At 39.1% G+C, this 11864-nt stretch carries 11 protein-coding genes; 10 read left to right on the forward strand and 1 reads right to left on the reverse strand.

The window, feature by feature from the left end; genetic code table 11:
- The first annotated feature begins 60 nt into the window (after positions 1 to 60).
- The 7 genes from rsfS to EHW67_RS15255 all read left to right on the forward strand — a co-directional run bounded on the left by rsfS (position 61) and on the right by EHW67_RS15255 (position 7689).
- Positions 61 to 438 carry a ribosome silencing factor gene (gene rsfS / locus EHW67_RS15225; protein ID WP_126163247.1) on the forward strand — a complete coding sequence of 126 codons (378 nt, stop codon included), beginning with the start codon at positions 61 to 63 and terminating at the stop codon, positions 436 to 438.
- 9 nt (positions 439 to 447) lie between these two features.
- Positions 448 to 2454: an ATP-dependent zinc metalloprotease FtsH gene (ftsH, locus tag EHW67_RS15230; protein WP_126163248.1), complete on the forward strand. Its 2007-nt coding sequence runs from the start codon at positions 448 to 450 to the stop codon at positions 2452 to 2454.
- 57 nt (positions 2455 to 2511) lie between these two features.
- Positions 2512 to 3123, forward strand: coding sequence for an LUD domain-containing protein (locus EHW67_RS15235; RefSeq protein WP_126163249.1), 612 nt, complete (start codon positions 2512 to 2514; stop codon positions 3121 to 3123).
- Between the two features lies 1 nt (position 3124).
- A complete protein-coding gene (locus tag EHW67_RS15240; protein ID WP_126163250.1) occupies positions 3125 to 3928 on the forward strand; it encodes a phosphatidate cytidylyltransferase in 804 nt (267 codons plus the stop codon).
- Positions 3918 to 4592: a phosphatidylserine decarboxylase family protein gene (locus EHW67_RS15245; RefSeq protein WP_126163251.1), complete on the forward strand. Its 675-nt coding sequence runs from the start codon at positions 3918 to 3920 to the stop codon at positions 4590 to 4592. Before EHW67_RS15240 ends, EHW67_RS15245 begins: the two co-directional genes overlap by 11 nt.
- Complete coding sequence (locus EHW67_RS15250; RefSeq protein ID WP_126163252.1) at positions 4582 to 4851, forward strand: acyl-CoA-binding protein; 270 nt, start codon at positions 4582 to 4584, stop codon at positions 4849 to 4851. The genes EHW67_RS15245 and EHW67_RS15250 overlap by 11 nt, the downstream gene beginning before the upstream one ends.
- Before the next feature lie 198 nt (positions 4852 to 5049).
- On the forward strand, positions 5050 to 7689 hold the full coding sequence (locus EHW67_RS15255; protein WP_126163253.1) for an ATP-binding protein: 2640 nt from the start codon (positions 5050 to 5052) through the stop codon (positions 7687 to 7689).
- On the opposite strand, the gene EHW67_RS15260 is transcribed toward EHW67_RS15255, so the two are convergent.
- Entirely contained in the window at positions 7664 to 8350 is a 687-nt protein-coding gene (locus tag EHW67_RS15260; protein WP_158285133.1) for a LytR/AlgR family response regulator transcription factor, read from the reverse strand. The genes EHW67_RS15255 and EHW67_RS15260 overlap by 26 nt on opposite strands.
- 111 nt (positions 8351 to 8461) lie before the next feature.
- Here EHW67_RS15260 and EHW67_RS15265 point away from each other — a divergent pair, with 111 nt between their 5' ends.
- From EHW67_RS15265 to EHW67_RS15275, 3 genes are all read left to right on the forward strand, one after another.
- A complete protein-coding gene (locus EHW67_RS15265; protein ID WP_238389955.1) occupies positions 8462 to 9979 on the forward strand; it encodes a vanadium-dependent haloperoxidase in 1518 nt (505 codons plus the stop codon).
- 75 nt (positions 9980 to 10054) lie between these two features.
- Positions 10055 to 10471 carry a doxx family protein gene (locus tag EHW67_RS15270; RefSeq protein ID WP_126163255.1) on the forward strand — a complete coding sequence of 139 codons (417 nt, stop codon included), beginning with the start codon at positions 10055 to 10057 and terminating at the stop codon, positions 10469 to 10471.
- A 165-nt stretch (positions 10472 to 10636) separates the two neighbouring features.
- Positions 10637 to 11785 carry a hypothetical protein gene (locus EHW67_RS15275; RefSeq protein ID WP_126163256.1) on the forward strand — a complete coding sequence of 383 codons (1149 nt, stop codon included), beginning with the start codon at positions 10637 to 10639 and terminating at the stop codon, positions 11783 to 11785.
- The last annotated feature ends 79 nt before the right edge of the window (positions 11786 to 11864 follow it).

Genomic DNA, 11864 nt, shown 5'->3' on the forward strand with positions numbered 1-11864 from the left:
TAAAAACAATAGTTAAAAAAACAAAAAAATAATAACTTTGTACAAATTTAAATTATTTGAATGCAGAAAAGGAAAAGTAGCGCAGATGAATTAATTGCCTTAATCTTAAGTGGTATCGAAGAAGTTAAAGGACTTGATGTAAATTTACTTGATCTTAGAGATATTGAGAATACCGTTTGTGACTACTTTATTATTTGTAATGGTACTTCCAACACACATGTAAATGCCATTGTAGGCTCAATCCAAAAAACCGTTAGTAAAGCAATTCAGGACAAACCTTGGCATGTAGAAGGTTCAGACAATGCCGAATGGGTTTTAATGGATTACGTTAACGTAGTGGTGCATGTATTTCAGAAACAAGTGCGAGAATATTATGACATAGAAGGCCTTTGGGGAGACGCCAAAGTAACTTCAGTTGAAAGTAGCTTCAATCAGTAAAAAAAAATAATGGCAAAAGAAAATAATACAGGTCCCAAAAAACCAAAATTCAATACATGGTGGATATATGGCTTAATTGCAATATTGTTAATTGGTTTTCAATTTTTCGGTAGTGGAAATTTCGCGAACACCAAAAAAGCTAGCACCTCTGAGTTGCAGGAATATCTCAGGAATGGGGATATCAGAAAAATTCTGGTAATCACCAACACCAGACAGGCTAAAATCTTCCTTACGGAAGAGGCCTTGAACAAGGAAGTTCACACAGATGTTGCTGACCAGCCTTTTTCCCTAACGGCCGGTGCTACTCCACAGTATATTGTTAACTACGGAGATCAGCAGAATTTTGAGAACGAGATCAACGAAATAAAAAAGGAAAACAATTTAGATACCGAGCTTACCTACGACCAAGAGTCCAATGTGCTTACAGAGTTACTCTTAACCTTGCTTCCATTTGTTCTGATAATAGGTATATGGATATACCTGATGCGCAGAATGTCTGGTGGTGCCGGTGGTGGTGCTGGTGGACAAATATTCAACATTGGAAAATCCAAAGCAAAACTTTTTGACGAAAAGACAGATACCAGAACCTCCTTTAAGGATGTGGCCGGACTGGAAGGAGCCAAAGAAGAGGTAGAGGAGATAGTTGAATTTTTAAGAAACCCTGACAAATACACCTCTTTGGGAGGTAAAATTCCCAAGGGAGCCCTGTTGGTAGGACCTCCAGGAACTGGTAAAACCTTATTGGCCAAAGCGGTAGCCGGAGAAGCCAAAGTACCTTTCTTTTCACTTTCAGGTTCAGACTTTGTAGAAATGTTTGTTGGTGTAGGAGCTTCCAGGGTACGGGATCTATTTAAACAGGCCAAGGACAAATCCCCCGCCATTATTTTTATAGATGAGATCGATGCAATAGGTAGGGCCAGAGGTAAGAACAATTTTACCGGCTCCAATGACGAAAGGGAGAATACCTTGAACCAATTGCTGACCGAAATGGACGGTTTTGGCACCAATACCAATGTTATAGTATTGGCCGCTACCAACCGCGCCGATGTACTGGACAAGGCCTTGATGCGGGCAGGTAGATTTGATAGGCAGATATACGTAGACCTCCCAGATATCAGGGAACGTAAAGAAATTTTTGAAGTACACTTAAGACCTATTAAAACCGCGGAAACTCTGGATCTCGACTTTTTGGCCAAACAAACTCCCGGATTTTCTGGGGCAGACATAGCCAATGTATGTAATGAAGCGGCACTAATTGCAGCCAGGAAAGAGAAAAAAGCAGTTTCTAAGCAGGACTTTTTAGACGCCGTGGACAGAATTGTTGGCGGACTGGAGAAAAAGAACAAAATTATCACTCCAGGTGAAAAAGAGACCATTGCATATCATGAAGCCGGCCATGCCACTGTGAGCTGGATGTTGGAACATGCCGCACCATTGGTAAAGGTTACCATTGTTCCAAGGGGACAATCCCTAGGTGCTGCCTGGTACCTTCCGGAAGAAAGACTCATTGTTCGTCCAGAACAAATGAAGGATGAAATGTGTGCCACTCTAGGAGGTAGAGCCGCCGAAAAGGTTATTTTCAATAAAATATCCACTGGAGCTCTAAGCGATTTGGAGAAAGTAACAAAACAAGCTAGGGCCATGGTAACCATCTACGGTCTTAATGATGAGATTGGAAACTTGACCTATTACGATTCTTCTGGTCAAAACGAATACGGATTCTCCAAACCATATAGTGAGCAAACAGCATTGACCATAGACAAGGAGATTTCCAAGCTTATTGAAGAGCAATACGAAAGAGCCGTAGACCTATTGGCCAAAAACAAGGATAAACTTACCGAATTGGCAGAGCGTTTATTGGAAAAAGAAGTTATATTTAAAGACGATTTAGAAAAAATATTCGGAAAGCGACCTTTTGACAAGGATAAAGCACTTGAAGCAGAAGAAATAGCCAAGAAGAATAAAGAGAATATTTCTGAAACGGAAACAGAAACAGAAACAGAAACAGAAAAATAAAACGGAAAATAATTCGTTGTCCCCATTAAAGGGGCACATAGGGCGTTTTAGATATTAATGGGATTATTTGATAAACTTTTCGGGGGAGGTAAAAAAAAGGTTTCCAAGGAAACCGTTGAAACAAGAGGGCAACATATGCCCGACTTACACATTCCCGTTGATGAAAAATTTACCATTAATTTCAAACACAACGGCGGAAAGTTCCTCTATTGTGATTCCATTCAGGAGGTATTCGCCAATCTGGACAATATTATTATTGAGAATAAATGGCAAGACCAGACATTTTTTTCAATGGATAAACGATTGGAGGATAAGTTTTCCAAACAGGAAATAAATTTTACCGATCGTCCCCAGAACAGTGAGATATTTTTTACCACCTGCGAACATTTAATTGCCCAAAACGGTTCCATTTTAGTATGCTCCAACCAACTTAAAGAAAGAAAATTAAACGAGCTGCCCTCTAATGTAATTGTTTTTGCCACTACAAGTCAGATGGTAGAATCCATAGGAGAAGGACTCAAAACAATAAAAAAGAAATACAAAAATGTTATACCGGCCAATATTACGACCATAAAGCATTTTCAACCAACAGCCGAAAATTCAGATGATTTCTTAACTTACGGAAGTAGTTCTAAAAACCTTTATCTTTTACTTCTGGAAGACCTATAACATGAGAGAAATTCTAAGGCGCTTACTTACAGGTGCAGTATATGTAATATTACTACTCTCTGCCGTATTTCTGAGTTCTGATGCATTCGACTTTTTATTTATGATCTTTGGACTAGCCTGTCTTTATGAGTATAAACGTATGATAAAACTAAGGGGCTATCATATTTTTATTGCCTATTTGGCCTTATGGTGGGCATATATATACCTTGTACAGGACAAGATCCTTATCAATATTTTGATGTTCATCACAATTAGCATTAATTTTATATTGCTATATTATCTTTTTTCGGGGAAGGAAAAATTGTTTAATGGCTTGCAGAAATTTTTAATTGGCCTGTTTTATATTGGTGGAGGGTGTATTTTTCTAACCATGATACCCTACAAGGACAATGAATTTGCAAAATTCCTAATAATGGGAATATTTATCCTTATTTGGGTAAATGACAGTTTTGCCTATTTAGTGGGAAAGAGTATAGGCCGCAATAAATTATTCCCTTCCATTTCCCCCAAAAAAACTATAGAAGGGGCAATAGGTGGTTTTGTTTTTGCCATGTGCGCTGCCTATTTCTTATCTAAATACGAAACCAATATTACCCTAGGCCAATGGTTTATTTTGGCTGCAGTAATTGTTTTAACCGGAAATTTGGGCGATCTTATAGAGTCTAAATTTAAAAGGGCTGCCGGAGTAAAAGACAGTGGGGCCATATTACCGGGACACGGTGGTATGCTAGATCGTTTGGATAGCCTGGTATTTGCTGCTCCGTTTGCATATTTAACTTTAATTATTTTTTCACATGTTTCATAAGGAAGGACAGAGAATCATTATTACAACCTTTATCTTGGTTTGTTCAGTTGTTTTATTGGCCCATTTTTTTGTGGAAATACCATGGCTGAAATTTGCCCTTCAAATTAGCTCAATAGTCATCCTAATCTTGATACTTCAGTTCTTTAGAAACCCAAAACGCAAAGTAGCCAAAAGTTTTGACGAAATATTGGCCCCCGTAGACGGTAAGGTCGTAGTAATTGAAGAAGTAGAGGAAACCGAATATTTTATGGACAAACGTTTACAAGTTTCCATTTTTATGTCCCCCATAAACGTCCATGTAACCAGATACCCCGCTAGTGGGCTTATAAAATTTTCCAAGTACCATGCCGGGAAATACTTGGTAGCCTGGCACCCCAAATCCAGTGAAGAGAATGAAAGAACAACAGTAGTGGTCAACACCCCCAAATTCGGTGATGTTTTATACCGCCAAATTGCTGGGGCCATGGCCCGAAGAATTGTTAATTACGCGGAAGTGGGAGAAAGTGTTCAGCAAGGAGATGATGCCGGATTTATTAAATTTGGCTCTAGAGTAGATTTGTTCTTACCTTTGGATAGTGCAATTACGGTAAAACTGCACCAAAAAGTAATCGGGGCAAAAACATGTATTGCAACCACTAGGGCACACAAAGAAAATGAAAACTGATAAACTTAAAGAGGATTTCGTAGCGGCGGTTGACTATGTAAATGCGTATACCGACCCCTTACCCGCCGACCTTTTGCTAAAATTGTACGCATATTTTAAAATTGCCAACCGCAATTTTAGCCATCCAGGAAGCAGAACCCCCTTAATCAATGCTTTTAAGGCCAATGCACTTATACAGGCCAAAAATGTGAGCATTGAAGAAGCAATGGAAAAGTATATACAATTGGTAAACCAAGAGGTGAAAAAGATAAAAAAATAAACACCTCCCCCTCCAGAATAGGGTGTTCTTCTGGAACAACAAAGTAGTATTTCCCTATAATTGACCATTACAGCGTTGAAATAAAATACACTATTCCTACTATTGGGAATTTTTACTTTTCCTCTATTGGATACTATCAACCTTTGGTTTCAATTTAAATTAAGCATACTTTAGATATATGCTTTATATTGGCCCCAAATGAAACTAAGACATTCCATAGTAACACGTTTTGGCCTTTTTTTTACAGGACTCATTATATTTTCTATACTCCTTTCTGGATATTTAGTATTTACCAAGGCATCCGAGGTGATTACCGAGCATTCCAAGGAGAGGATCTTGCACTCATCTGAATTGGCCGAACAGCAATTCTACGCGTTGTTGAACGAGGTTACCAATGACATTGCGGTAATCACTTTAAGTCCCACCCTGCAACAACACATTGTACAGCCATCCGATGTCACAGCGAAAGATGTGGATAGACTGTTCAGTATAATTCTAAAAAACAAGGAATCTTATTTTCAAATAAGGCTCATAGATGCCAACAAAAACGGCAAGGAAATTATCCGTTTTAATAAGGAGAACGGCAATATCTTTAAATCCGAGATCCTACAACAAAAAGGGGATCGCGAATATTTTAAGGAAGCCTTACAGATCAAGAAGGGTGAACACTATTTTTCAAACATAAATCTAAATGAAGAATACGGACTTATCAGCGATCCGCCCACCCCTACCCTGCGTGTTGCCAGTGCAGTGTTCAATGAGGGCCAAAAAGTGGCCCTTCTAATCATTAATGTAAACCTTAGCCTGCTTTACGAAACACTGGATCAAATAGGCGGAATAGATGGCCAATGCTATTTAATAGATCAAACAGGACAGTACCTATATTCTCCTGATCGTACACAGCAATTTGGTATACAAACAAAGCAATACCAAAACTTTTACGAAGATTTTAATACAAACAAGGACACCCCCCAAAGACTAAAAGAAGGATTTACACAATTGGAAAAAACTCCCAGTGGAAGTTACTTATGCCACGTTAAGGAATTGACTTTTTTTGATGGCAAGAGAAAAATTTTTCTCATATCCAATATGGAAAAGAATATATTACTAAAAAATGCCCTAGCTGTAAGATCTAAAAGCTTACAAACCCTACTTTGGGTTTGTCTATGTTCCATACTCCTTTCATTGTTGTTCACCAATCTGTTTTCTAAAAAAATCACCAAAATTACCAAGGCCATAAGCAACTATGACCAGGGAATCCCAGATAATACCAGCCTAGATACCAACAGAAAGGATGAAATAGGTATTCTTGCCAACACCTTTTCTAAAATGAAGGTCAAAATTGATCAAAATGTTAAGGAATTGAACAGCGCATTGGAAAAGGAATATGAAGCTAGAAATCAACGGGACGAATTTCTACAAAATATGAGTCATGAAATGCGTACGCCCTTGAATGCCATTTTGGGACTTACCAAATTGCTTTATAAAAACGCCTCAAAACCACAACTCCCCATCATAAATGCCCTGGAAAGAAGTTCATCCAATTTGGCCGGTTTGGTCTACGATGTGTTGGACCACCAAAAATTGATTGAGGGGAAACTTCAAATACTCTTGGAACCTACTAATATTGCTGAGCTACTTAAGGACATTCATTCCACCTACCTGTACGAAGCGGTGCAAAAAGGTCTAACCTTTAGCTTATCTATAGACAATAAGCTGGAATCACATCTATATCAGACAGACGCCTTAAGACTAACACAGATTGTAACAAACCTTGTCATCAACGCCATTAAATACACAAAGGAAGGCCAAATAGAACTGCAAGCAACAATAAATAACAAAGCTCCACTACTTCTAGAAATAAGGGTAAAGGATACTGGATTGGGAGTTATGCCCAAAAACCTCAACAAAATTAATGATCGTTTTTTCATGGAGAAAAACGATTTATCCGGGAGGTACGGCAGTTACGGCCTTGGTCTATCCATTGTAAAGCAGCTTACTTCCCTTTTTGGAGGTACTTTAAGGGCAAGCTCTCAAAAAGATGCTGGATCTGTATTTATTGTAAGTCTTCCCCTTTTACCCACACCACATTCCAGTATCACAGAAACACCCCAAACTTTGGCTCCTTCTTACCCAACATTAAGCCATGTATACAAGGTGCTCCATATAGAGGATGATTTATCAACCTCTGAATTAATAAAGCACTTGCTGAATTCCAGTAATGTTTCATTGTTACAAACCAACTCTTTGGAAAAGGCGCTCACCATGATTAATTCCCATTCCCCAAATTTAATCATCAGCGATCTGATGCTAGATAATCAAAAGATCCAATCAACTTTAAGGCAATGGATAGCGACCAAAATAATTAACTGCCCACTTATAATCGTTTCTGCTCTGGACCCATTGGAAAACCCAGCCATAGGTAATTTATATTTTCAAAAACCTTTTGATATCGGATACTTCAAAGATGCCGTTCATAAAATATTGGGCAGCAATGAATTTCTGTGTCCCGATTTTCAAAATATTTATAGTAGCTATGACCATGACCCCAATAAAATGGTCAAAGTGCTTAAACTACTGGAGGAAGAATTCGCCACCTATTCCAAACGGATAGACCTAGTGAACAACAATAAAAAACAGGAACAATGGGAGGCTATATTGCATAAGCTAATAGCCCATATAAAAAACCTAAGCTTAACCAACCTAAAGGACATACTTCCAGAAAAGGTAAGTGATTTAGAAAATGGGGATCTTAAAAAGATACGGAATACCATAACCTATTACCTCTGTTGTTTTAGAGTAGAACGATATCTTAATTCAAAAGATCTATCTTCTTGAGCAATTCCGGAGTATAACGTTGACTAACAGGAATATGGTCCTTATTAATTTCCACAGCCCCGTTATGAATAACGTCTATCATATTAAGGTTTATAATATAAGAGCGATGTACGCGCTGAAAAAAATCAGGAAGCTTAGGCTCCAAATCTTTTAGTGCCATTAAGGTCAATATTTTCTTGTTTTTGAAAACGATGGAAATATAATTGGCTTCAGATTTAAAATAGGCCACTTGGTCCAAGCTTATTTTCACCAACTTCCCCCCCTCCTTTATAAACAAAGGACTCTCATTTGCCTGCTCTTGTTGACTAGAGGCAATGAAATTCTTGGCCTTTAAAAAGCCCTTCATAAACCGTGGAAAATTAATAGGCTTTACCAGATAGTCCACAATTTGCGGATAGTTATAGGAATCCAATGCAAAATCCTTGTTCGAAGTAACCATTATGACCGCCGACTTGGGATTAAGGTCTAAAATATCCCTACCCGTAATATCCGGTAAATTAAAGTCCAAAAAAATTAGGTCAAAAGAGGAGTTGTTAATAAGGTTAATGGATTCAAATCCTGACACCGTGGTGGTTACACTGTTAATTTCGTCAATCTTACTGCAAAAGTGCTCCAGCAAATCACAAATCAACGGATCATCATCAACAATTAAACACTTCATGACTTTATACAATAAATAACCTTTTTCATAAAGCAATATAAGCATTTCGTATAAAAATTAAATTTTACACAATCTAAAATTCTACTATTGTGGAGAATAAAACCAACCAATATGTCCCTTAAAAAACGCATACTACCTCTACTAACTATTTTATTTTTTGGATTGATGGGCTGTAAAGACCAGTCCAAGCAATCCATAACCATGGCAAAAAATACCATGGCCACAACCGATGAACCCCGGGGCACGAACAATGTGGCTTACCAATGGGCTTTTATGGCATTGGAAGGAACGGCATTGGACACAGATCGATTTAAGCCCAGACCCACAGTCACCTCCAGATATTTAGGACTAATATGTACGGCCATGTTTGATGCCTGGACACGATTTGACGACAAGGCGCAACCCGTATACCTGAAAGATGTAGAACGCTTCCCCACAGGCAAAAGGACCTTAAAGAACAAGGAAATTGCGGTAAGTTACGCCGCCTACAGAGCTTTAAAGGAGTATTATTATTCCGATAGCACTTTGTTCACTAAGAAAATGCTTGCCTTGGGCCTGGACCCAGAAAATCACTCCAAAGACCCTAATACACCTGAAGGAGTAGGAAACCTTGCTGCAGCAATGGTAATAGAAGCCCGAAAAAATGACCGCTCAAACCAATATGGTGAAGTAGAAGGTTCCAATGGACAACCCTACTTTGACTATACCCATTATAAACCTGTAAATGATATAGACAAAAATATTGACCTCAACAGATGGCAACCAAAATATTTTATTGATGAAGATGGCAACAAATATAATCCAGGCTGCCTTACCCCATATTGGCAGGAGGTAACACCTCTATTATTGGAAACGGCCGATCAGTTTAGGCCAGGACCACCTCCAATGGTAGGCTCCGAACAATTGGCCCAGGAAGTTAAGGAGGTAATTGACCTACAGGCCAATTTAACACCAGAAAACAAAGCCTTGGTAGAATTTATGCGGGATGGACCAAAATCTGTACAACAGGCAGGGCATTGGTTAAAATTTGCTCAGGACGTATCTGAACGGGACAACAATACCTTGGACCAAGATGTAAAAATGTACTTCTTGGTAGAAGCTGTAGCTATGGATGCTTTTATTTCCTGCTGGGACTCCAAGATGTATTATGACTATACCCGGCCATACGCCTTGGTACACGATTACTACCAAGATCAGGTAATTAAAGCCTGGGGAGGTCCGGATAAGGGCATGGTTGAAATGAAAGGAAAGGATTGGAGGCCCTATTCCCCGGATGCTTTTCTTTGTCCACCTTTCCCTAGCTACGTTTCTGGTCACAGCACTATAAGCGGGGGCTGTGCAGAAGCTTTGCGCTTATTTACTGGAGATGACCATTTTGGAGTAGAGGTAGAACTGGTTCCAGGAGCGCTTACAGAACCCAATAATCTAGACGACCCGGTTATCATTAAATTTCCAACTTTTACGGAAACAGCGGAAATGGCAGGAATATCCAGAGTTATGGGGGGATATCATATCCAGGCAGACAATGTTGCCGGATTGGAACTAGGACGACAGGTAGCACGTCATCACTATAAGAAATACTTGGAACTTATAGGTGAAAACGATAAAGGGTTGACCACGGTAAATTAGAAACCCCCTTGCTTATTGATAGGAAGATATCCATTATCAATCTTATAACATTATATCAACAAAAAAACCTAGCAAATGGTACGTTTAGCCCAAAATGGTAGGATACTTAGTATAAGCATCGGTATAGTTTACCTTTGGTTTGGCTTACTAAAATTTTTCCCTGGATTGAGTCCGGCCGATATGCTGGCCAAAGAAACCATTTCATTGTTGACCTTTGATTTGATTCCTCAACATATTGGAATCTTACTGTTGGCCATACTGGAAGTTGCCATCGGATTGTGTTTAATTTTTAATTTTCAACTAAAAAAAGTCATAATTGCAGCACTGATCCATCTTGTACTAACTTTTGTACCCGTGATATTTTTTCCTGACACTTCCTTTTCCGCTGCGCCATTTTCCCTTACCCTAGTAGGGCAATATATAGTGAAGAATATCGTAATCATCAGTGCATTACTTATGATTTATCAACAGCCGTATGGCAAAATTTCTTAACACAATACCAATATACTATACCCCACTTAAATATCTTGAGATTCACTAGGGTAATGTAAAGACATTTTGGAACGAGAGAGATAACATAAAAACTTCTTTAATTGTATCTATCCACAAGATAATAATGAGGTTTCTTGAACAAAACCAATATCTAAATTAGAGCCAATGATATTAAAACAACCGAACTTTTTAATCGCAATCCTTATTTTGGCCCTTAGCAGTAACCCAACCAATTTAAGAGCCCAAGGATGTGTAGCTATTAGACACTTTTCCTCCTGTGTTGGAAACAGTCTGGAAAATAACCTTTTGGAAAAAGGGGATCTTCTAGTTGGAATGAATTATAGATATTTTAAATCTTTTAGGCATTTTAGAGGAACGGAGGAGGAGGCAGATAGAGTAGCCAGCAGTACAGAAGTGATAAACCATTCCCATGCATGGGACTTTTTCCTTACCTATGGCATCTCCGACCGCCTCTATACCAGTATTACCATACCCACCGTAATAAACACAAGGTCTTCCCTTTATGAGCACGGAAGGGAAGAAAGAAACAGTACTTTCTCCAGAGGTCTGGCCGATATAAGGGCGGGATTAGGATATTGGTTGATGGATCCCATAAGTAATCCCAATGGGAACATTGCTGTTGGTTTAGGCATAAAGCTGCCCACCGGAAATTACAATGCCACCGATATATTTTACAACGTAGGCCCGGAAGGGAGTCCGGAGGTACGACCAGTTGACCAGTCCATTCAACCTGGCGATGGTGGTTTTGGACTTACTATGGATTTTCAATTTTACCAAAAAGTAGCGGCCGGTCTATTTGCCTACGGCGGTGGTTTTTACTTATTGAACCCCAGGGAAACCAATGGAATAAGAACGTTTAGGGAAACCCTGAGCCCTATCCTGGAAAATGAGGCCATTATGGCCGTACCGGATCAATATTCGGTACGTACGGGTTTAAGCTACAGTTGGTCCGGCGCAATATCCACATCCTTGGGGGGCCGCTTTGACGCTGTGCCTGTAAAAGACCTCATTGGTGGAAATGAAGGCTTTCGAAGACCGGGTAATGTACTTTCTATTGAGCCAGGCGTAGCGTATTATTCGCACAATCTCACCCTAAATTTAAATGTACCTATTGCAGTACGTAGGGACAGACCACAAAGTGTCACAGATAGGCAAACAGAGATAAGCACTGGAAATCCAAGAAATGGGGATGCTGCTTTTGCGGATTATTTAATAAATTTTGGCATCTCCTATCGTTTTCCAAAAAACAAAGCAATGGAAATAGCCCCTTCTATCAAGAACACTTTTAATTAAAAACACTTTATACCCCCTGGGCAGGTAATTTTTAAGTTAGATAACTGTCTGCCTTGGTAAATGAATAAATAGAAATGAA

It is taken from the genome of Arenibacter aquaticus (assembly GCF_003957295.1).
GTDB lineage: Bacteria > Bacteroidota > Bacteroidia > Flavobacteriales > Flavobacteriaceae > Arenibacter > Arenibacter aquaticus.